This is a genomic window from Achromobacter sp. Root170 (assembly GCF_001428165.1).
GTDB lineage: Bacteria > Pseudomonadota > Gammaproteobacteria > Burkholderiales > Burkholderiaceae_B > Achromobacter > Achromobacter mucicolens.
This window is the reverse complement of the sequence record NZ_LMHN01000015.1, coordinates 148,756-170,576: the sequence shown is the minus strand read 5'-3', so window position 1 is coordinate 170,576 and position 21,821 is coordinate 148,756. Positions and strand designations below refer to the sequence as shown.

Annotated in this window: 22 protein-coding genes and 1 pseudogene; 9 read left to right on the top strand and 14 right to left on the bottom strand. The window is 60.0% G+C overall.

Annotation, left to right across the window (positions count from 1 at the left end):
* Positions 1-24: 24 nt before the first annotated feature.
* The 8 genes from pdxK to ASD87_RS26615 form a co-directional block, all read right to left on the bottom strand.
* Positions 25-888: a pyridoxine/pyridoxal/pyridoxamine kinase gene (gene pdxK, locus ASD87_RS15195; RefSeq protein ID WP_056323120.1), complete on the bottom strand. Its 864-nt coding sequence runs from the start codon at positions 886-888 to the stop codon at positions 25-27.
* A gap of 41 nt (positions 889-929) precedes the next feature.
* The gene (locus ASD87_RS15190) at positions 930-1,295 is read right to left on the bottom strand and encodes a cupin domain-containing protein (protein WP_056323113.1); all 366 of its coding nucleotides are present in this window, start codon (positions 1,293-1,295) and stop codon (positions 930-932) included.
* A gap of 50 nt (positions 1,296-1,345) precedes the next feature.
* Positions 1,346-1,900, bottom strand: coding sequence for a helix-turn-helix domain-containing protein (locus ASD87_RS15185; protein ID WP_056323110.1), 555 nt, complete (start codon positions 1,898-1,900; stop codon positions 1,346-1,348).
* Between the two features lie 78 nt (positions 1,901-1,978).
* Positions 1,979-2,761 (bottom strand): aldolase, encoded by a 783-nt coding sequence (locus ASD87_RS15180; RefSeq protein ID WP_056324545.1) that lies wholly within the window; start codon positions 2,759-2,761, stop codon positions 1,979-1,981.
* Between the two features lie 10 nt (positions 2,762-2,771).
* Positions 2,772-3,416, bottom strand: a complete 645-nt coding sequence (locus tag ASD87_RS15175; RefSeq protein WP_056323107.1) for a glutathione S-transferase family protein — start codon at positions 3,414-3,416, stop codon at positions 2,772-2,774.
* Between the two features lie 28 nt (positions 3,417-3,444).
* A complete protein-coding gene (locus tag ASD87_RS15170; protein WP_056323105.1) occupies positions 3,445-4,407 on the bottom strand; it encodes a tripartite tricarboxylate transporter substrate binding protein in 963 nt (320 codons plus the stop codon).
* A 443-nt stretch (positions 4,408-4,850) separates the two neighbouring features.
* Positions 4,851-6,188, bottom strand: a complete 1,338-nt coding sequence (locus tag ASD87_RS15165; RefSeq protein WP_056323102.1) for an McrC family protein — start codon at positions 6,186-6,188, stop codon at positions 4,851-4,853.
* A complete protein-coding gene (locus tag ASD87_RS26615) occupies positions 6,185-8,377 on the bottom strand; it encodes an AAA family ATPase (RefSeq protein WP_162256785.1) in 2,193 nt (730 codons plus the stop codon). The genes ASD87_RS15165 and ASD87_RS26615 overlap by 4 nt, the downstream gene beginning before the upstream one ends.
* A 345-nt stretch (positions 8,378-8,722) precedes the next feature.
* On the opposite strand from ASD87_RS26615, the gene ASD87_RS15150 reads away from it, so the two are divergent.
* Positions 8,723-9,244 (top strand): tyrosine-type recombinase/integrase, encoded by a 522-nt coding sequence (locus ASD87_RS15150; protein ID WP_235512714.1) that lies wholly within the window; start codon positions 8,723-8,725, stop codon positions 9,242-9,244.
* 829 nt (positions 9,245-10,073) lie between these two features.
* Positions 10,074-10,253, top strand: a pseudogene (locus ASD87_RS26610) (transposase); the annotation flags it as partial.
* Between the two features lie 148 nt (positions 10,254-10,401).
* Here ASD87_RS26610 and ASD87_RS27120 read toward each other — a convergent pair.
* Together ASD87_RS27120 and ASD87_RS15140 are read right to left on the bottom strand one after the other, a co-directional pair.
* A complete protein-coding gene (locus tag ASD87_RS27120; RefSeq protein ID WP_162256778.1) occupies positions 10,402-11,112 on the bottom strand; it encodes a hypothetical protein in 711 nt (236 codons plus the stop codon).
* A gap of 433 nt (positions 11,113-11,545) precedes the next feature.
* On the bottom strand, positions 11,546-12,256 hold the full coding sequence (locus ASD87_RS15140) for a hypothetical protein (protein ID WP_056323098.1): 711 nt from the start codon (positions 12,254-12,256) through the stop codon (positions 11,546-11,548).
* A gap of 282 nt (positions 12,257-12,538) precedes the next feature.
* Between ASD87_RS15140 and ASD87_RS15135 the strand changes: the two genes are divergently transcribed.
* Both ASD87_RS15135 and ASD87_RS15130 read left to right on the top strand, forming a co-directional pair.
* Positions 12,539-13,258, top strand: a complete 720-nt coding sequence (locus ASD87_RS15135) for a hypothetical protein (protein WP_056323097.1) — start codon at positions 12,539-12,541, stop codon at positions 13,256-13,258.
* A 264-nt stretch (positions 13,259-13,522) separates the two neighbouring features.
* Positions 13,523-13,819 (top strand): hypothetical protein, encoded by a 297-nt coding sequence (locus ASD87_RS15130; RefSeq protein WP_235512713.1) that lies wholly within the window; start codon positions 13,523-13,525, stop codon positions 13,817-13,819.
* Positions 13,820-14,038: 219 nt separating this feature from the next.
* On the opposite strand, the gene ASD87_RS27505 is transcribed toward ASD87_RS15130, so the two are convergent.
* Complete coding sequence (locus ASD87_RS27505) at positions 14,039-14,164, bottom strand: hypothetical protein (protein ID WP_255357261.1); 126 nt, start codon at positions 14,162-14,164, stop codon at positions 14,039-14,041.
* A 264-nt stretch (positions 14,165-14,428) separates the two neighbouring features.
* Here ASD87_RS27505 and ASD87_RS15125 point away from each other — a divergent pair, with 264 nt between their 5' ends.
* The 5 genes from ASD87_RS15125 (at position 14,429) to ASD87_RS15105 (ending at position 19,092) form a co-directional block, all read left to right on the top strand.
* Positions 14,429-14,827: a hypothetical protein gene (locus tag ASD87_RS15125; protein WP_056323095.1), complete on the top strand. Its 399-nt coding sequence runs from the start codon at positions 14,429-14,431 to the stop codon at positions 14,825-14,827.
* 63 nt (positions 14,828-14,890) lie between these two features.
* Positions 14,891-16,054 carry a hypothetical protein gene (locus tag ASD87_RS15120; RefSeq protein WP_156403431.1) on the top strand — a complete coding sequence of 388 codons (1,164 nt, stop codon included), beginning with the start codon at positions 14,891-14,893 and terminating at the stop codon, positions 16,052-16,054.
* Between the two features lie 61 nt (positions 16,055-16,115).
* On the top strand, positions 16,116-16,736 hold the full coding sequence (locus ASD87_RS15115) for a hypothetical protein (RefSeq protein WP_056323093.1): 621 nt from the start codon (positions 16,116-16,118) through the stop codon (positions 16,734-16,736).
* Between the two features lie 352 nt (positions 16,737-17,088).
* Positions 17,089-18,426 (top strand): S41 family peptidase, encoded by a 1,338-nt coding sequence (locus ASD87_RS15110; protein ID WP_162256783.1) that lies wholly within the window; start codon positions 17,089-17,091, stop codon positions 18,424-18,426.
* Between the two features lie 39 nt (positions 18,427-18,465).
* Positions 18,466-19,092 carry a hypothetical protein gene (locus tag ASD87_RS15105; RefSeq protein WP_235512712.1) on the top strand — a complete coding sequence of 209 codons (627 nt, stop codon included), beginning with the start codon at positions 18,466-18,468 and terminating at the stop codon, positions 19,090-19,092.
* 78 nt (positions 19,093-19,170) lie between these two features.
* Here ASD87_RS15105 and ASD87_RS27325 read toward each other — a convergent pair whose 3' ends face one another.
* The 3 genes from ASD87_RS27325 to ASD87_RS15095 form a co-directional block, all read right to left on the bottom strand.
* Positions 19,171-19,374: a zinc-binding dehydrogenase gene (locus ASD87_RS27325; protein ID WP_369818553.1), complete on the bottom strand. Its 204-nt coding sequence runs from the start codon at positions 19,372-19,374 to the stop codon at positions 19,171-19,173.
* A 117-nt stretch (positions 19,375-19,491) separates the two neighbouring features.
* Positions 19,492-20,757 (bottom strand): diguanylate cyclase, encoded by a 1,266-nt coding sequence (locus tag ASD87_RS15100; RefSeq protein WP_056323086.1) that lies wholly within the window; start codon positions 20,755-20,757, stop codon positions 19,492-19,494.
* 56 nt (positions 20,758-20,813) lie between these two features.
* Positions 20,814-21,590 (bottom strand): EAL domain-containing protein, encoded by a 777-nt coding sequence (locus tag ASD87_RS15095; protein WP_056323084.1) that lies wholly within the window; start codon positions 21,588-21,590, stop codon positions 20,814-20,816.
* Positions 21,591-21,821: the final 231 nt, after the last annotated feature.

The window sequence follows — 21,821 nt, the reverse complement described above, 5'->3', positions numbered from 1 at the left end:
AGGCGGGGCGGGCCGCGCCTGCGGTTAGCCCTCGGCGGCCAGTTCTTCCCAGCCCAGTTCGCGGGTGCGCTGCAGCGTCACCGTGACCTGGGCTGCCGCTTCGCGCACCGCCTGAACCAGCGTCAGGCCGTTCAGCAATCGCGACGACACGCCCGCCATGAACACGTCGCCCGTGCCGTGCACCGACGGTGGAATGGCGATCTCGGGGTGGGTCACCACCGTGACGTCGTCCTGCGTGACCACCACCAATTGCAACGTGCCGGGCGCCGCCGTCATCGGCGCGGCGCTGGTCGCGACGATCCACTGCGGCCCGCGCGCGATCAACTCACGGGCGGCAGTCACCACTTCGTCGACCGACGACAGCGTGCGACCCACCAGCAATTCCAGCTCGAAATGATTGGGCGTCATGCCCTCGGCCAGCGGCACCAGCAGATCGCGATACTGCGCGACGAGCCCCTCGTCCACGTAGAGCCCGTCATTGCGATCGCCCATCACCGGGTCGATGAACACCCGCAGCTCAGGACGCGAGGCCCGCACGGCCGACAGCCATCGCGCCAGCAATCCGGCCTGCCCCGGCTGCCCCAGATATCCGCAGACCACCGCGCGCGCCACCTGGCTCACGCGACGCTCAACCAATCCTTGCAGCAAGCCTTCGAACCAGTCCAGCGGCACCGCGCCGCCGTGCAGCGTGGGATAGTGCGGCGTATTGCTGAGGATGACGGTGGGCAGCGCAATCGCGCGCAGCCCCGCCTTGCGGAACACCGGCATGGCGGCGTTGTTGCCGACATAGCCGTAGACGACCTGGGACTGGATCGAGACGACATCCACCTGCGCGGTGCGGGCGGGCAGCGCTGCACCCTGCATGGGGGCAGCGGGAATTGCGGTCATGAGGATTGCTCCGGGGTGTGGACGGGGTGTAGACGAGCGAGTCAGCCCATGCGGGTGATGAAATAAATCTTCTTGACGAAGTGGTCGACTTCCCAGCGGCCCGTATAGCCTTCGGGCATGACAAAGGCTTCGCCCACGGTCAGCTCGTGCACCGTGCCGTCCGGGTCCACCAGACGCGCGGCGCCTTCGACGATATAGCCGAATTCGATGTAGCCGGTGGTGTTGGACTGGAACGAGCCCGCCGTGCTTTCCCACACGCCGGCCTCGGCCTTGCCCGCGTTGCCTTCAAAGGCGGTCACGGTACGAAACGCGGCATCGCCCGAAATCGGGCGGCGCGGCTTGCCGGGCACCGGGTTCTTCATCGGGCCGGCATCGATGCGGACAAGCCGCGATTGATCGTTTTTCATGGTTGATCCTGTGTCTTTCAATAGCGAGTCAGTGCGCCGGCCCCGGGCGTTCAGTGCGCCGCCACCACCAGCACCTCGGCCATGGCCCGGCTGACCGTGCGCATGCGGTGCGGCAATTCAGAGTCGAAATAGACGGAATCGCCGGTTTCCAGGCGGAACTGGCGTTCGCCCACGTGGACCTCGATGGCGCCTTTGAGCACCAGCAGGAATTCCTCGCCCGGATGCGGAAACACCGCAGCGGCGTCCGGAAATTCGCGCGGCGGATGCACAACGAAAGGCTCCATCGCCTTGACCTTGCGCCGCCCCGCCAGCGACTCGTAATGGTACTCGCTGCCCAGGCCGCGCCGCTGCAGGGCCTCCCGGTCGGCCACGCGCACCACGCTGACCACTTCGTCTTGCGCGGCGCCGTCGTCCCCGACCAGTTGGGACACGCCCACGCCATAGGCCTCGGCCAGGCGCAGCACCGTGGAAATCGACGGCTCGCTCAGGCCCCGCTCCAGTTTGGAGAGATAGCTTTTGGTCAATCCCGTGCGCTGCGCCAGCTGTTCCAGGGACAGGGTTTGCTGGCGGCGCAGGGTGCGTAGGCGGTGCGGCAGGTCGATCATGGGCGGGGAAGGCGCAAATACAACCGGCAAGAATGCCCCAAAAGCCCGCCGCCGTCGAGCCGCCCCGCCCTGCTTCGCCTAGCTCAGCACATCAGGGTGCGCCCGCAGGGCGCGGCGAGCGTAGTACGAGAACCCCACCTGCGACCGCTTGGGCGTCAGAATCCAGTCGTGCGCCTCGCGGCCCAGTTCCGGCGGAATCGGCTGGATCTTGCCCGCGGCCATCGCCAGCAGCTGCATCCGGGCGGCACGCTCGAACTGCAGCGCCAGCACGCAGGCTTCTTCCACCGACCCGGCCGCAATCAGCATGCCGTGATGCGACAACAGGATGGCGCGCTTGGAACCCAGCGCCTTGGAAATGATTTCGCCTTCCTCGTTGCCCACCGGCACGCCCGGCCAGTCCTTCAGGAACGCCACGTCGCCGTAGAGCGGGCAGTTGTCCATGTGCGAGACCTCAAGCGGAACCTCAAGCATCGACAGCGACGCCACGTGCAGCGGATGCGTGTGGATGATGCAGTTCACGTCGGGCCGCGCGCGGTAGATCCACGAATGAAAGCGGTTTGCCGGATTGGGCATGCCGCCGCCTTCCTGCACGCGCAGGTCTTCGTCCACCAGCAGCAGGTTGCTGGCCGTGATCTCATCGAAGCCCAACCCCAAACGCTGCGTGAAATAGCGGTCGGGCGCGTCGGCGCGCGCCGTGATCTGGCCCGCCAGGCCCGAATCATGCCCGCCGTCAAAGAGGATGCGGCAGGTCAGCGCCAGCCGCTCGCGCAATGTCCATTGCGGGGTGTCGAACTGGCGCTGCATCTCGGCCTGCGCGCGCGCAATCAGTTCGTCCTTTCCCAGGTGCATCGTATCGGCCATCATGTCTCCGTCATGCCGTTTCCATCAACGGCGTAAATCCCGGCAAGGCGCGCATGCGGGCCAGCCAGGCAGTGAGGTTCGCAAAGCCGGACAGGTCGTAACCGCCCTCGCCCGCCATGCTCGTGTAGGGGTACAACGCGATGTCCGCGATGGTGGGCGAGGCGCCCACCAGAAACTCGCGACCGGCCAGGTGAGCGTCCATCAGCGCGGCGGCCTTCATGCCCGCCGCGCGCCACGCCACCATGTCAGGATCGTCCGTCTTGGCGGTCTGGCGCAGGTGAATCAAGAGGCGCGGCTGCGCAAACGCGTGCATGTGCTGGGTCTGCTCGAAACTCAACCAGCTCGACACCTGCGCCTGCGCCAGCCGGTCCTCGGGCAGCCACGACGTGCCCATGCCCAGATACCACAGGATCGCCTGCGACTCCGCCAGCCACTGCCCTTCCGGCGTCAACAGCGCCGGCACCTGCCGCCACGGATTGATGCGCGCGAACGCCTCGGTCTCCAGGTCGCCCTGAACGATGTCGAACGTGCGCCGCTTGAGCGGCAGACCCATCAGCCCGCAGGCCAGCCGGATCTTCCATGCGTTGCCCGACCGCAGCGTATCGGCCAGTTCCAGCGGCTTGCCCGCCAGCGGGTGGGACGCCCCGGTATTCATGCGTAGCTCCTTTCCATTTGCGTGTCTCCTATTCCATCTTGATATTGGCGCGCTTCACGATTTCTGCCCACTTGGTCTTTTCGCCGCCGATGAAGCGCTGATATTCCTCGGGCGTACCCGTGTAGAGCTGCGTGCCCTGCGCGGCCAGCCGTTCCTTCAAGTCGGGCAAGGCCAGCGTCTTTTGCAAGGCCGCGCTCAACGCAGCCACCACGTCCGGCGGCGTGCCGGCGGGTGCAAAGAACGCATTCCACGAACTGATCTGCAGGCCCGCATCGCCCGCCTCGACGCTGGTTGGCACTGCGGGCGCAGACGGCAGCCGCTTGTCCGACGCCACCGCCAGCGCCCGCAACTTGCCCGACGCGACGTGCGGCATGATGACCGGACTGGCATCCATCACCACATCCACCTGCTCGCCGATCGCCGCATTCACGGCTTCGCTGCCGCTCTTGAACGGCACATGCACGATGTCCACGCCCGCCGTCAGCTTCAGGAGCTCCAGGCCAAGGTGCGGCGAGCTGGCGTTGCCGGCCGAGCCGAAATTCAGCTTGGCGGGATTGGCCTTGGCATACTTGACGAACTCAGCGAACGACGCCGCGGGCAAACCCGACCGCACGGCCAGCAAATAGGGCGACCCGGACACCATGCCCACCGGCGCAAACTTGTCCGCGTCATAGCTGAGCTTGGCGTAGATCAACGGGTTCACGACCTGCGTGCCCACTGTCCCCATGAATATCGTGTACCCATCGGCCGGCGCCGTCGCCGCCACCTGCGCCGCGATCACGCCGCCCGCGCCGGGCCGGTTCTCGATCACGATCCCCTGCCCCAACACGTCCCCCATTCCCTTGCCCACCTGCCGCGCCACGATATCCGTAATGCCGCCGGCGCCAAACGGCACCACCAGCCGGATCGGCCGCTCCGGAAACGCCGCCTGCGCGTGCCCCGCCAATCCCGCCGTCATCGCCAACGCTGCCACCATGCCCAAGACCTTCATGCCATTCCCCTTGTATGCGCCGTCGCGGCGCTATGACACAAAGTGTCCTATAGAGCATTGATTTTCCGCAAGGGGAATTTGATTAGGGGAAACCTGGGGCGGGGGGGAGGGAGTTCGGCAGGTGGCTTTGCCCGGTGATGCCGGCCAATGCGTGGGCGATTCTTGGTCTGTGCGAACGGAGAGCCTGCAGTTGCAAAAGGCCTACTTCGCGATAGGTGCGATTAAATTCGCGCAACGGTCTAAGCCCGCGGATTCGGGCATGGAGGGCTCCGATACCCCTGTGGTCAGTGGCCGCTTCCGGCCAGGAACGGACATTTGAAGTCCGGTCCAAGATAGCGGGCAATTCAATATTCTCGTGCCACCCGGTGCATTGGGCCCATGCTGCAGTGGATAGATGGTCACAACTCCCGGAGGGAAATCCCACTGTTGATGACCAGCGCCAATTAGTCGACCGACGTGGTTTTCCGCACCGGCCGCGGCTTGGTTGCTGAGAGTAAGTCGATTAATTGCTCGATAACAGTGGCCTCACCAGACACCAGATCGACACTTGCCACTCGCAAATGTTCCTCGCCGTACAAAATCCGATAGGCGGCGTTCAGAGTATAGGTGCCAAGTCCCGCGTGGTGCGGATAGAGGAGCATCACTTCGGGACAGCGATAGAGCCGGGCGTAGGCCATCATCTGATAGATATCGGCCTGTGACACGCCGCGCTTGGCGTCCTCCGGGTTGCGACCGATACGTTTCCATTTGGTATCGATTACGGCCACACTATTGTGGCCTTTCTTGATAAGCAGATCGGGCTTGGTCTGGAAGCGTTGCCTACCACCTTCGCCTTCTTCGATCAGACAAAACAAGCCGCCGCCTTGAGTATGGACCGTACATTCTGTGCCACGCAGCGCCCGCTTGGCGAGCGCCCCGATATAAGTCTCGAATAGGTCGTTCATGGGAAATAGCAGCGTGATCCCATGCTGTCCGCCGCCATCATAATGCGTTGCCTGCCATTCTCGCTTCAGGAACAAACGCGCAAATTTATAGAGCGTTTCCCAGCGGCGGTTTGTCCGATCGATGCGAACCTGCAACCACGGGAGATTGCTAGGGGGCACGTCGCTGACATCGGCTAACAGGAAGCGCAACTCATCGAGACGGCGGATGGTTTCGGTTGTGCGAGCATGGAAGCGCAGCAGAGCGACGCAAGCCTTCATGATACGGAGCAGCGCCGTATCAGCTGACAGCGCGTCATAGCGGCAGGCAAGTAGGTCAGGCCGCACAGCGAGCTCGGTGAATTGTCGCCTGACATTAAGCCTTCCTCGCAGTGCAGGCAAGTCGTCTTCCTGCTCCAGATAGACGCGCGGCAATCCGCGTCGCGCTTCGGCCAGCAGCCGGTCGGCGAACAAGCGTGTGAAAATGTCGAGCAAGGTTTCGGCCTGCCGCGCCATCGCTGCGGCTTGCCCGGCGCCTATTTCAAGACCGAGAGCGACATCGAGCATTCGCACCAGACGATGCCGGATTGTGGCGTCCGGTTCGATGGCTTCGGAGTCGATCTTGGGCAGAATCTCAAGGCTGCATCCAGGCGCAGCGATCACACCGACCATCTGACCTGCAATGATTTCGCTATGCCGGTCGATCAGAATGTTAGTGCCATGCTGGTTCGCTAAGGGGTGTGAGCGTGCTGCCGTGAGCAAAGCATTGGCTTGGGCGCGGGAGAAGACATGCGAGCCGCTGCCAATCTTTTCTGTGCAAACGGGTATGCGGCCCCACTCGTGGACAGTGATGTGAGTCATTCTCCAGACTCGTTAGCAGCCAGGGGCGCGGAGTCGGCCACCGCCACGGTTTTGCCCACCAATCTCGCAAAGGCGTCATCCTTGAACGGCAAAAGCACCGACCAACTTGACTGGCTGTCCCCTTCTATTCCGGGTGGCGGATCGATCTTTTCTTCTCGGATAAATCCGTCTCCTAGAACCGCCGCGATCCGACTCCAGTCCTCGAAGAAATACTCTTGCAACAGCGGGATTACCTTGTCACGCATCGCGTCTTCGACTTGTTCCTTGGTCTCACAATTGATAAAAAAGGCGTGTCCGATGCGGTGTTCGCGGTCGATAAGATATTCGATCCGGCGGTTAAGGGTAGCAAGGACGACGTTGAGGTCGATGCCTTCCACCATGCCTAACAGAGTAGGATCGGGTGCCATCTCTCGGAAACTGAATCGTCGCCGCAATGCCGTGTCGAGCAATGCAATCGACCGATCGGCCGAATTCATCGTAGCGACAATGTGGAGATTGGCCGGGACGGAGAAAGACCGTTTTGAGTATGGGAGCGTCACTGACAACGCATTCCCCATGCCTGCGCGCTTGTCCGCCTCAAGAAGCGTAATCAGCTCGCCAAACACTTTGGACACGTTGGCGCGGTTGATTTCGTCGATAACAAGAACATGTGACAAAGGCTCAGTCATTTCACCGGCATCGCCGCTATCAGAAATGAGCTGCGCGATCAGTGGGCGATTCAGCTCGGAATCCTTCAACCGATAGATCGTTTTCTGAATGAACTTAGGTGGGTAGAGCTCGCCTACCTCCAAACCCTCCCTGTTGTGCCACAACCAGTTAACCTTACGACGATGACAATATCGCCCATTCGGGCGAGGGGCATATTCATAGCCGCCGTCAACAATGCCGATTGCCCTGAAACGATGGTTTCCCTTGGCGACAATCAGGACGTCACCGATCTCAAGTTGATTACGGAACACGTCGGGCGACTGAACCAATCCCTTATTCGCCGTGATGCCTTCATCGGGAAATCGCTCTTTAATGGCAGAAAAAATCTCGTCTCGATCTTCGAAGCGTGGATCGCTCCAGTCGGTGTCACTAAAACCGAGCAGGGCGTAACCGCCGTTAATGGATTCCGTGAAGACGAAATCTGATGCGGAATCGGCCACGTCGCCCAGCGACATCTTGTAAATCGCACGATCAGTCAGATTGAATGCTTCGCTGCCCGCAACGAGCCGCTCGGTTGCTGCGCGCTCCGCAATCTGGCGGAAGATGCCGGGCTCTGGCTGTAAATGGAAGCCAACCGACTCCCCATTCCCGTTCGTGATCGGAACGGGCCGCAGACCCTCAACAAAATCCTCGTAGCCGTAGTTCTGATGGAACGTGACGAAACCAATCCGGTTTTTGGCTACCAGCTCGTTGTAACGTGCCATCAACGCTGCGCGCCCCTCCTTTGATGCAGGATAGTCCGCTATCCCATCGCATAGCGCTACAGCCTCCCGCACGGTGTGATAGGTTTTACCGGTGCCGGGAGGGCCATAGAGAATGAGGTTTGTGGGGCCGGGCATCAGCATTTCACTAAGAACTTGGGTTTCTGGACTTTCGGGTTCTTCCGACCCGGAGGTTACGATTTCGTACCCCAGCTTGCGTAATATACCGTTGGCGGCTTGCTCACCTTGCCCGCCAGAGAAATCTGCTACCTTCAGTGGAAATCCATCTTCAAAATGACCATACGAAACGCCTACAATGGCTTTCGCAGGGTAGCGCTTTCCATTTGTCGGTCGCAGCACCCAATATTTTTGCGGACTTCCAAAGCCATATTTTTCTTTAAACCCGTTAAGTCCAATTTCGTCAAATTCATCCATCGCCGCCTCGATGGATTCTTTGGTTGCGTCTCGATTTTTAATCTGCTTTTTCGTTCCGTTCATTGAAAACTGTCGATAGTAATCTATCGTTTTACGATAGGTGGCCATGTTATTGTAGATATTTCCGTCTATCGAAAATTTCGCAGGATTCGGTTTTTGAGATCGCTCATCCTCTTTCGAATAGGCGAGCTCTTGTTGCAATCGCTCAAGTCCGCCACTTTTGAAAAGCTCATCGAGATCGCCGTAGCTCTGAGAAATTCGGCGTGCGCGATTCACCTGCATGGCGACAGTCGCATCATTGTATTTCTGCGCTTCAAGCCACGCCTTGAACTCAGCTTCCTGCATTTTTTCGTTTCCCCTAATTAGCTTCATCTAACGGACAACTATCACTGAAGGCTAATGGCCTTCGGATCCGACGGCCAAACTGCAGCATTATAGGTCTGACGGTGGCACGAAGTGCGACTTTTGAAGCGTGCGTATTATTTCGAACGTCCGCCTTATGGCAAACCGAAAGACCACTTCGGGTCGGACAGCGCCCCTGCGTAGGAGCACACTGAATCTCCCTTTACTCAAAAGGAGATTGTCATGGAATCCGCGAATGCCGCCGTTGACCGTCGTGTGCCATGGAACAAGGGAAAGCTCACCGGGCAGAAACCGCCCCTAAAGCTCTGAGAAATCTGGGCAATTCGAATGAGACTTCAGATGGCTTCGAACACTCGGGAACTCGCGATGTTCAATCTCGCAATTGATAGCAAGCTTCGAGCGTGCGATCTCACGCGATTGCAGGTACAGGACATCCGACACGGAAGCCACGTAGCCGCGAGAGCTACCGTCATGCAACAGAAGACCCAGCGTCCCGTCCAATTCGAGATTACGGAGCAAACCCGTGAGAGCCTTGACGCATGGATCGAAGCGCTAGGCCTAAAGGCGGCGGATTTTCTGTTTCCGAGCCGTTTGCATACGTCGCCGCATCTTTCGACGCGGCAGTACGCCCGGATTGTGCATCGCTGGGTCGCATCGATTGGCCTCGACGATACCGCATACGGAACCCACACTATGCGCCGTACAAAAGCCTCGCTGATCTACCCCCGGACCAAGAATCTTCGAGCCGTACAGCTGCTGCTCGGGCATACGAAGCTGGAAAGCACAGTTCGCTACCTTGGCATCGAGGTCGACGATGCTCTTGAGATGGCTGAACAAACAGAGGTTTGATGCATCCCGGCCGGCGAGCGGTCGCTTGCCGGCCAGAAGCATACACCAGGGGCAGAACTGTCATTGCGAGTTCTGGCCCTGATGTGCCATCAGATGAGCAACGAGGAGAATACGCTCATCTTCCTTGCAGAAAAAGGGACATGACCTCGCCGCAACCGCCTTCAAAGACCGAACTTTTCCGCCAGTACGCACAGGCTGAGCTTGAAGCACCAATCACTGGTACGCTTTGCGACTTCCACCGTAGGCCCTACGAAGGCAGACGCAAATCACCCGTCTCATTCTGGAGAATAAATTGAACGGCACCCTTTGCCTTGCATACATTGTCGCGATTGAACCTCTATCAGATATTTTCAAGAAGGACGAGACTGGCAACAGCGTTCGAGTATTCACTCGCGGACAGCTATACCAAGTTTGCTTTCGGCTTTCGGAGAGGCTGCGAGTGACCGATGACACGGGACTGCCGCATGAAGTTGGAGGGGACTACCTAATATCAAACTTTAAGTTGCATCGCCCACAGCCGAAAGACGGAAGCAAAGCCAATGCCGAAGCCGAAGCCGAAATATCGAAACCCGTTTGACCACTGCTATTCGCCACGGTGGAAGATTGCGTCCAGCATCGTCTGACGCTCCACCGCTACCCGCGCACCCGGATCCTCGAGTAGACGTTGCGCAAGCCTGCGGCGATAGACCCGAGTCTGCAATGGCCTCTTGCCATCCTGCGCCAGAACGAGAAGCGCATTCCGCTGCCGGCAACTGAAATCGCGTTCCGGCCAATCTCCCAGGCTAGCTTCCCGAGTGCGGCACGCACAACGCCCCACGTGTTGCCCGGGTTGTCATATAGGGTAAGAAAGTCAGCGCCACGCAGTGGCTGTCGAAACTATCCCTTCGGGGCAGCCGAAATGTGCCGCAAGCACGGGATCTCGGAGGCGACTTACTCCAACTGGAAGGCGAGGTTCGGCGGTATGACCGTCTCGGACGCTCAGCGACTGAAGGAGCTGGAGCAAGAGATTGGAGACTCGCGCCTTAGCCGCCTTTGGGGCGGAAGCATGCGTTCGCCTACACCGCCTCCGACCCGTAGTTGTCACTCGGACGCGCTCTTAGATGACTGCTTGCGCGTGGTTTGGGCGCTTACCTTGCCACAGAACTGCATCACCAATATCAGCACCACATCGTGCGACGAAGTCGGGGGTTCAGAGGCCTTGGAAGTGCAGGCTGTCCGATCATGAACAAAGCCATTTCGACTTGAGCCGGTTGCATGCCGTCTTGCAGTTCTGCGACTTGTTGCATCACGTCCAGGTAGTTGAGATACATGCGGGCCAGACGATCTGGCCTCCAATTCGCTATTGGGTCGGCCGCCCCAGCGGCCCTACCCGCCAAGACGGGAAACGCGCGGTGCCCTGGCGCGACGCTAACTGGATAGAGGCCCCTAGAAACCCTGGAATCCAAAATCGCGAAGCGGGCTTGGTCGACGAAGCAGATCCATTTGGATACACGCGCCAGCCCGATTCCGGCATTGGCTGTACGTTGCTGAGCAAGAAAGTCCGTGAGAGATGCCTCCTGTTGAGCGCGTGTCCCAGCCCGAAATGTGTGTAGGCAGGCTTGGAGCGATGCCAGGATTTCAGGATCGTTCATGGCAGGGCAGGAAGCACCGTTGAAACCCCAGCGGTGGATGGCCTGCAACTCGGGGAGGGCAAAGCCGGTCGCAAGAAGATTTGCTTGTAACTCCTGCCTTGCCAACCATGAAGGCCCCACCGGCTCATCCTGCCACTGGTAGGCTGCGTACCACATGGGTAGCGAATTTTCCCCTATGTAGGCGGCACACACTTGATTTGCGATATCGGTAATTTCCGCTGGGGTGTAATTGCGCATCTCTTCTTGTCTTTTGGGTTGTACGTTGTCGGTCGTTGACCAACGGCCTCGGCTGAAAACGATGCGTACGCCACTCCATTTCGTCAATGAAATCGGCGAATTGAATGGCTGCTTCGGGTCGTCATCGGCCGGTCAACAAGGACGGCTCTCGGCCAGAAGCGGTCTGCCATATTTTTCGGGAAAGCCGGTCCGGCATGGGTGCGGAAATGTTCGTACCTGATTCCCGAACGGCGGCAACGCTACACCAAACGTTGCGATAGCCAGGCAGACCCTGGTCATTCTAGGCGACCCTACTGTCGCTCGGCGGGCGTTGCTGTAGCCTGTTCCGATGCAGTTCAGCATACATCTAGTGCTCTGCGTTGCAAGACCGGTGCTGAATCAACGCAGTATGCGCACTTGCATTGCAAACGCACAGGCTTCCCCGCTTGCGAACTCAGGCCAGTGCCTTCTGAGCAGTCCGCCGAGCCCGGCGGCGATACCACCAGCTGAGCCCCGCCCACACCAGCGCCCAAGCGCCAAGGATCGCGCCCATGAAGGGCCAGAAGATAAAAGTGGAGACATCCTCCCAGCCGGGCGCCGTACGCTTGAGCCCGATGGGCGCGCTGATTTCCAGTTCAATCTGTTCGCCCTGAAGCGCCGGCCCGGCTTCCTCCACCGTGAAGGTGAGCTGCGAAGTCCCCTTCGCCAGCTTCGGAAAAGGCCCCTCGGTCTCCAGCAGCGCGCCATCGACATGGCTTTCAGGCCAGAACTTGCGGTAGAAATGCGTGGCGCTATTGCCGCTGCGCGGGGCCGCGGCCACCACGACGTCCAGTCCCTTGCCGTCGCGCACCCGAATCCGGACCGGCTCTCCGGGGTTGATGAAGCCCCGCTTCGCGTCCGGCGCGCCCACGCGTGTCGTGTATTCCCCCAATTCGGGCCGCTCCGTGCCCATCGGGCCGCCGAAACGCGCCTCCATCCACAGGGGCGCTTCGCGGATTCGATAAACCTCGGCGTGTGCTGTCTGACCGGACGTAAGCGTGATCGGCGCCAGCGTCGCGTCGGCGGACGGTACATACCGGAACATGCCAACCGCGAACCACGCCATGGCGGCCAGCCAAAGCATCCAACCCGCCACCAGCGAGATTTTGCAGAACGTGCGCCACATATCGTGCCATCCAGGATTTGCCAGCGACAGAGATTAACGCAATTGGAGTGGGAGATTCGGCGCGCAGCCATCGACGGAAGCAAGCGAAGTATTGCGGCCTGCAAATCGCGGCGCAGGCAGGATTATTGCCGGCGAAAAACCTAGAAGGAGGCCCGGCAAGCGCAAGCCGCGCCAGGCCGCTGTTCCGACGATGCCATAATCCGCGTTTGGCGGGGCGATGACGCACGAATATTCGCCGGTAGTGGAATAACCCTTTATTCGCACATATAGGAAACATCCATCTTGTCGCAACGCGTTCGATTTTTCTCTGCGTCAGCCTTGCTCGGGGCATTGCCGTTGCTGGCGCTGCTGGCCGCAGCAATCAGCGGCGCAAGTCTCGCCGATACCCCGGCCAAGTCTGATGCCGCATCAAATACGCGCGCGCCGGCGCTGCGCAAGCTGAACCCCGCCCCGGCACACGCCTACGAGATACGGCTGACCCTTTCCAACGCATCCGAGCTTTCAAGCGCGGCCGACGACAAATCGCCGTTTACGGTGGTCGAGGGCACCGCGCAGTTCGACGCCAGCAACGCGGCCCGCTGCGGCCGATCCAATGCCCTGGCGGGCAACGTGCCAACGCTTTCCAGCCATGAACCATTCCGCCTTTCCCGCATATCGGCCACCGAATATATAGGCACGGTATATGCCGACATGCTGCTCGACGAAGACTATTACGGGCGAGGGGTATGCCATTGGCAGTTGACCGAAGCCCGCGTCGCCGTGCGCGCGCGAACAGACAGCGCTGATACACGCTTCGTCGCAGGCCTGCCAGCGCAAAAGGTGCTCGCTAGCGACACACAGGCGCGCTACTTCTGGAAAGGGTATTACCCCAACTTCGAGCAGCGGCAACATACCGACTACGGCCGCAATCAGCTCGACGCCGTCCCGGCCGACAGACGCGGCGAGTTTTTCGTCATCACATTGACGTCCAGGAAAATCGCCAGCGACGTTCAAGGCCGGTGAGTGACGGGCCTGACGCAACCGAAGCGTCTGGCGCCAAGGTTTCTGATACAGTGACGCCCAAAATAAAACAAGCTGGGGCTGCTTCGCGGCCAGGTTGCATCGGGCATGTCGGAGGCGCGCAATAAGTCATTTCAATGACATGCCGCGCCAAAACACCCATCTCTCAACAATGAAGCCTTTGGGGTAACGGTCAAAATGAGAAAATTGGTACTGCTTGTCGTCCTGCCTTCACTGCTCGCGGGATGTACTACTGGACAGATGAACATGCTGACGGGCACGCGGAACAAGACCTACAACGATGTCAATGCAGTCTGGGTCGGCAGCACGGAAGAACAGCTGATTTCCAAGTGGGGACCTCCCAAGAAGAGCTACACGCTTGAAAGCGGGGCGAAAATTATTTCGTACGAGGACATCTGGGGCCCTATCTCCGCATATCACATATGTTCAGAGAAATTCATGATCGAAAAGGGCATGGTGACCAAGTGGGGCATTTCAAATTGCCCTAAGCGGATTTCGGGCACGGTTCCGAAAGACACGCCGATTCCGCAGCCGACCTTGTAGCGGGAAGCGTTCTGGGGTTGCTCAGAGCGTGATGAGGGGGCTGGTTATGCGCGCCCCTGTTCTGTTGGTGCTGTTTGTCCGAGCGGACGGTATGAGTCCGCGTCGGACATTTCAGCATCATAGGAGGCGGTTTCCAATCCAGGCGGAAAAGCGCAACAGATAGCCATCAGGGTCCTGCACTAAAAACTGTCGCACCCCGATCTCGATTTGTTCGGATCGCTACCAGCGCTCCTGGGGTTCCCGGTAGAGCGGCCAACCGGCGTCCAGTAAACGCTTGTGCAAGGTGTCGATCGACTTCACCTTGATCTCGAAGTTCACGCCACGGCCCAAAGGCGCTTCCTCCAACTTGTTCTCTTGTTGGTGTTGTGAGAAGGCTGTGGTTTAAAGCGCGTTGGAAGAGCCCCCGTCTTAGACCGGGCGCACAACTCTTCTATATATATTCCCCGTTCGATGCGAAGGGCGCGGGCAAGGCGCCATCTTCGACGTACTTCGATGTCGGATTGAAGGAGGGCGCAGCATTGCGGCGTTGGACGTAGCTGAACTGCTGCCATTCATATACAGCGTGCTAGGACCGTCACGAGCGAAATTTGCGACATTGAGTGAGACACAATGATCGAAGCATCGGACATCTACGGAACACTTGAAATGGAGTATTCCTTGCCCTCTCTCCCTCCTCCCTCGGTCCCTCAATCCTTATGCGATCTGCTCAAGGACTATCCGGACTGTATCGAGCGATTGCAAGACTGCCTGAACAGATATGTAGGCAATCCTTCCTATCGAGACCTATTTAGAGGCGCCATTTTGGCGCTTCAAGGCACGCTGCAAACCTTAACAGCCGAAGCTGGCAATGAACTCGCTGCAGCCAAGGCCACCGACGATACGGGAATGATCGCCAGCGCATCCAAGAGGCAACAGCAGCTATTTACTGCGGGATGGTTCGTCTTCGAGATGGTGGATATGGAGGACCTTTGGGGTTACTTTCGGGCAAACAAGGACGCTTTCAACTGAGCACTCCTGTGTATCGGTTGTGCCAAGGTATGCGGTCAATTAGCGACGCCTCGAGAAACGCGAGTGAGCAGCAAGAAGATGAACTTTCCCCTTGCCAACATGTTCTTCACGGTGCCAATTTTGGCACTGGCTACCATGGGATCGGCCTTCGCTCTAGGCAATGACACATCGCCTGATGTTGGACCACGGGTAACCCGGCAATTCGATTTTTCAGCACCTGCCTTAAATTTCGAAAGCACCGTTCCACGAGATGCGAACGTGCAGACCGCGCCCATGGAGCCCAATCCGCCGGACACCATCGGCAACGTGAAGGTGATTGGAAAAATCACGTCGGATAAAGACAATCCGGAAATCGAGACCAGCATTTTGGGCTACAACCTCCCGGCGCCCGCCACGGCATGGCGACTCTGCACTTTCGAAGTGGAAGCGCTCGGGTATATACCGCGAATCTCCAAAAGCTCGGACGACCTGACAGAAGTGGGACTTCTGGCCCAGAAAGCCGACAACGGGAAGCCAAAGAGCGCCGCTATTAGTTATTGCTTCGTCCGCGAAAAACAGGCCGTGGGCATTTTCTTCATCGTCGACGTGAGCCGTGCCGCCAGCATGGATGCCGCGAACAACCTGGTGCATAAAGCCGATCGATACGCCACTGCGCTCATTGACAGCCTTTCATGGGCCAATCAGCAGCAATCGAGCTTCGGACGGGAAATGCAGGAGATACCGCTTCGTATCGGCGCCACGAAACACCGGATTCGCATCCCGAATGGATGGGACGTTCCCATCAACGATTTTCACGGACCACTTCCCGCCGAGCTGCACATGGTCAGGCGTAAGAACGGAAAGGATGTCGGGTTGGTCTGGCTCTTCGTTCAGAACATGAAGGAGAAACCCGACCTTGAAACAGACGGTGCCGCGCTCGTGAAGGATTACTTCGTCAAGCAGACATCCGACGCGCGGTCGCCCGTGATGCTGTCGAGCGAAGAGGATAGTGCGTTGGCGGACCAGGGGTTTTCCGCGCGCACCTTCCGGTTTTCCGTCGAAGACAAGAACGGCCGCGACGCGGGCGATATCGAGGCGCTCGTCGCATGGAAGCATGGTCAGCTTTCCGTGCTGACGCTGTGGTCTGCGTGGACAGCTTCCGCCGATAGGAACACGTTCTTCTCGCGACTTCCGGGCCTGTCGGTTTACGACATCCTGCGGCAGGCCGTGCTGAAGACGCAACCGTAGAATTTGCAGCGCCATTTTGATAAAAGCAAAGTTGCTGAGCACCTGAGGATCGATAGCTGCCATGTCCGAACCCTATTCCGCCTTTCTCAAATTCCAGATGCCCCGCGAGAATCTAGCCAGATGGCTCGCTGCCCCTGTGCCGGCGGCATCAAGATGGTCGGATTGGCGCACCATTGGCGGGCAGTGGTATCTGTCGGGAGGCAAGGATTTGGCTGCCTCCAGCGGCCAGGATTTGGGCAAGCTTGTTTCGGAATGCGACGCCATGCTGGCTCGCCATTCGGACAATCGCGCGGCGCTGCGAGCCATCCTGCAATCCGCCGAAGCCGACAACATCAAGGTTGCGGCCTACGATTCTTCGGAGACGCACTTCGTTGCAGGGTCGCTGACCTATTCCGAAAATCTCTACGACCTCATCGTTTTTCTGACGGTAGCGCGTGGCGCGGCAGATTTTTTCGAGGCGGATGGTCGAGGCCTTGCGGTGGTTCACGATTACATCTGGGGCGAGGAAGGCGAACGGGAAACCGTTGCTGCGCTTGGACTGGACGGAATAGGCAGATCCGAGTTTCTGGCTTCCGATGCGTTCGGGAATGCCGCTGGCGCATTCGACGCCATGGTGGACGCGATGCTGGACGGCAAAGACGACGCCGAGTTTCACCCGCGAGATCAACTCGACCGTCTTTGAGACCAGGCCTGCGGCGACGCGCAGCAGTGGTTGTCATACTGTCTGCCTGCGCGATCCCCAGGCGCAGGCAGCCCGGACCCGACACTCTCACCGCAAATTGGCGATGCTTTCATGGCTGCTAACATCAGCGCACTCGACAATTCGACGCGCACGCGGCGCATTCCGCAGGATGACGAAACTTTCCTTTGCCTTTTGGGCTGAAGCGTTCCGGACCGCCCTCCTCTGCGCGCCCTTACGATCGCCGCCTTCGAGCGGGGCGGGGCCGGCGCCCGTGAAAAAGCAGGCATCAAACGCCGGGCACGGGTGCTCGCTGCGACAATCGCTTTGCGCCCTGCTGTGGGCGTGCACCATCGTGCACGCGTCTGCCGCCGCCATGACGCGCCAGGAAATCGAAGCCACGCTCGCGGCTGCCATGACTCAGGTTGTAAACCAGTACGTTGATCCCCTGGATTCACGTGTCCTTGTGGCGAACGGCCTGAGCGCGCTCAAGGCGCTGCCAGGCGCTGAAGATCCATCGCGCAAGGCCGCGATCGAACAGGCCGTCCTGACCGGGCATCAGACGGAAGGCATGACACCCCAGATCCGCCTCCTGACCGGCGAGATCCTGCGTTTTGCCGACGGCACACCGCGCGAGATGGCGCTGGACGCGGCCCTGCGCGGCATGATGGCGGGTCTGGACCCCTACAGCCGCGTTGCAACGCGCGCCGAACTGGCAGCCCCGCCGGCATCCGTCGGCCTGGAGCTGTCGATCCGGGACGGTGCCCTGACCGTCGTGCGGCCCCTGCCCGGCAGCTCGGGCGAACGCGCCGGCGTCCAGGCCGGCGACATCGTGACCCACGTGGACGGCCGTGCCACCGCGGGCCTGCCCTTGCCAGAAGCCGTCGCATTGCTGCGCGGTGCGGCAGGCACCCGCGTCACGCTCACCCTGCTGCGGCCGGGTTCGGCCAGCGCGATCACGGCGCAGCCTGTGCGCGGACCCGTACAGGCGCCTCCCACGGTACGTTGGGACCTGGATGGCGCGCTTGCGGTGATCCGGATCTCCGCTTTCGACAGCCGAACGGGCCGCCAGTTGAAAGATGCGCTCGACGCAGCGTCCGCACATGCCGAAGCGCCGCTGGCGGGACTGGTGCTGGACCTGCGCGGCAACGCCGGCGGGCTGCTCGACGCAGCCGAACAAGTCGCCGGCATGGTGTTGCCCGAAGGATCCGAGATCGGCAGCCTGCGCGGTCGCACGCCTGACAATGCGCGCACCTTGCGCGCCCGCGCCCCCCTCGTGCCGCAAGGGGTTCCGGTGGTGGTGCTGATCGATCACCGAACGGGCGCCGGAGCCGAGATCGTGGCGGCCGCGCTGCAGGACCACGGCCGTGCCTTGCTGATCGGCAAGGCAACCATGGGCGCTGGCACGATCCAGACCGTGCGGTCCCTGCCCGGCAACCAGGGCGCGCTGGTGATCACCACCGCCCGCGTCCACCGCGCCGATGGCGCCCGGTTGGACTTGGTAGGGGTAGCGCCGGACATGCTTCTGGACAAGACCGGCAGGCGGCTCACACTGCGCGCCGACATTGCGGCCGATTTCAACAGCGCTTTGGCGCAACGGGTGCGCGCGGCGGTGGCCTCTGCGCCTGACGGTGCCGACACGGCGTTGCTGGCGGCGCTGACGGCCCTGACGGCAGCCACGACCGGAGATTGAGGCTGGCGTCGCCTCAACAAAGATTCAAGGAGCGATTCAATGCATACCGGCCAGATTCCATCAGACTATGTGCCGCTTTCGATAACGGGCCTGCCTACGCTCTATGGGCCTAGAAGTGCCTGGTGCGTCTGGATCACCGCGTTGCCACTGCCCGCAACGTCGCGATTGCGCGGCGCCGATGCCCTCCCCGCTTCAAAGGGCTACGCGCGCGACGATGCGATCGCACAAGCCGGGGAAGTCATTGCTTACCTTGAAAATGACGATGGCTCCGGCGAAGCGCCGGCGTCAACGATGATCGAGGCGGCGCGCTGGCTGCTGGACCATGACGAGGCGTTCTACCAGGCGGTAATGAAGGCGATGCTGGCGGATCTGCCGCGCCTGCGCGCCGAGCAGGATGGCATCGTTCTGGACGATGATGCCTTCCGCCTGCCACAGCACTGGGATGGCCAAGCCTTGCGGAAACTGATCCGTCTGAACAGCATCACGCTCCACCCTGTGGCAGGCGGGCCTTATATCGGCCTGGACTTCCGCTGCGCCTGGGACGAGGAACACGGTTACGGATTGATGATGGCCGGCACCACCGTCATCGAGTCTGGAGGTGCCGACGTCGGCACCTTGTCATGGATTGCGGCGCGGCACGCGAAATCCCGGGGCTCGGAACCATAGCGCCGAGCAAGGAATGATCTATTGAGTCCGCAGCCAATCGCCAACCGATGTCGCCACCAGCAATGCAGGGTGAGAGCCTCATGCCACTTCCACCACGATTTTCCCCCTCGCGGTTGCAGTCGAGATAGCTTCGTAGGCAACTTCCGCGGAACGCAGGTCGAACCGGCGAGGATCGAGATTCGGCATGAGCTTGCCGGCTTCGACCAGCCATGTCGCCTCGCGGAGCATCGCGCCGTGGTGAGCGCGATGCTGGCCTGTGAGCAGCGGATACAGGGAGAATATTCTGGCGATCGATGCATTGGCCCAGCCGTGAGCCGGCTGGCGTGCCTCGATCTCCTGCAGGTTTGCCGCCGATATTCCTCATGCGACGAGTCCCGGCAGAACAACGGCCGGCCAGTGTCAAGTCAGCGCCTTTCCCGCTTTGGCCGCGACGGCCAGCCTGTCTCGCCCGGAGTGCTTGGCATCGTAAAGCGCGGTGTCTGCGCGCGCGATCAGGGCTTCAATTGTTTCGCCTGGGGAAAACTGCGCGACCCCTAGTGATAACGTGACAGAACCGACTTCGCCATCGCGATAAGCATGAACCCGTTTGCGGATGCGCTCCGCCAGTTCGATCGCCTCAGAGACCGGACAATCGGCGAGCACGATCACGAATTCTTCCCCGCCCCAGCGAATGACTGCGTCCTGGCTACGTACCGCACCGTTCAGAATTCTCGCGATTTCGGTAAGGACGCGGTCTCCTGCGAGATGCCCGAAGCGATCGTTGATCCGCTTGAAGTAGTCGATATCCGCAATGAGCAAGCTCAGCGCGCCGCCATCTGCCTGCGCTTTGAAAATGGCGTCCCGCAGCGTCTTTTCACCCTGATAACGATTAAACAGCCCGGTGAGTTTGTCCTTGGTCGCCGCGCGCCACAGGGCCTGTTCTTTCTCCACCTGCTTCGAAACGTCTTTGCTCACGCTGATGTGGTGGGTGGCTCGCCCGAGATCATCGAAAATCGTCGAGATGGTCTGTTCGACATGAAAGAGCGACCCATCCCGCCTGCGGTTGATGAATTTGGCCCGAAAATCCTGACCGCTTGAAAGGGTGCCGTACATGGCCGCATAAAAAGCGTCATCGTGCTTGCCGGATTTAAGTATCGCCGCCGTTTTGCCCTTGATTGCGGACAGCGGGTAGCCCGTGGCATCTTCGAAAGCCTTGTTAACAAAGATGATTCGCGACTTGGCGTCCGTCAGCATCACCAGATCGCTTGTCGCGTCGAGTGCGCGCGCCAACAAACGATTGGTGCGGTCGACGCGCTCAAACTCGGAAATATCCTCCTGCGCCGACACAAAGTGCGTGACGCTTCCCTGAGCGTCGTGAATCGGTGAAACGCTCCAACGGACGATGTAGTCCGAGCCGTCCTTGCGGTAGTTGGTCGTACTACCCTCAAAATATCGGCCTTCCTTCAAACAGGCGCGCAATTGCGCGAGGATATCTTTGTCGGTAGCTGGACCCTGAAGCATCCTTAGGGACTGTCCGCGCAACTCCTCCAGGGAGTAGCCGGTCATGGCCACGAAGGCGGGATTGGCGAACTCGACCCGGCATCCCGCCGAAAGGTCCGCATCCGTAATCACCAACGCGTTCCACGACTGCATGAATGCAGCTTCAAATAGCTTCTGTTGCGACATTTTTCCCGCTCAGTGGTACGTCTATCGCCGGGCAGCCCAGTCGGCGATCGCGATGACTAACTCGCATTGGCTATCGATGGCAGCGCCTTGAACGCCGGCTTGGCGAACAAATACCCTTGCATGAGGGTGATGCCTTGCGATGCTAGAAAGTCGCGCTCGCCGATGGTTTCGATACCCTCTGCAATGATGCGAATTCCCAAGTCCGAGCAGATTTTCTGTATGCCGCAGACGATGCGCTGGCGGGCATGATGCGCATCGACGCCACGCACCAATGCCATGTCAAGCTTGATGATGTCCGGCTGAAAGTCCGCCAGGAGCGTCAAGCCCGAATAGCCCGAGCCGAAGTCATCGATAGCCGTCTGGAAACCATATGACTTGTAGGCTTGGAATATCTTCAACAAATGCGCCCGGTCGATGATGTTTTCGGTTTCTATGGTTTCGAAAATGATCTGGCTGATAGGAAAACCGTGCCGCTCCGCCGCCTCAAAGGTTGTTCGAATACACGCGGCGGCTTGATAGACCGCGTTCGGCATGAAATTTATGGATAGGAATCGGTCCATCCCCAACCCGGCAGCGAGTTCGATCGCGGTCGTGCGGCAACGCTGATCAAACTGATAGCGGTTGCTGTCGTCCACATGCGCCAACACGGAAGCTGCAGATTCCCCCTGAGGCCCGCGCACAAGGGCTTCATAGGCATATGCCTCGCCCGATGTCAGGTCGACAATAGGTTGAAACGCGAACGTCATGTCGATCGGCGCATTCTCACCTGATTTGCAAGCGCGGCACAGGCCATCTGATGCCGAGGACCCGGCCGGGCGGTTTATTGGAATCATGGTGGGGAGCCGTAAGGAAAATTGAGGGGAAGGAGCCCACCCAGCCGATGGACTTGACGCAACGCGCAGCCCTACGGTCTTTGATTGCGCGACTTTAACAGATGCGCGGTCCTTTCCTCAGGGGACGCGCACACCTTGACGTCGCTTTTCGCCCGGACTTAAATCCGCGCCGTCTTTATCCCGACGGCAAGCGCAGCGCGCTGCTGCGGCAAGCCGCCGGCCGACACACCG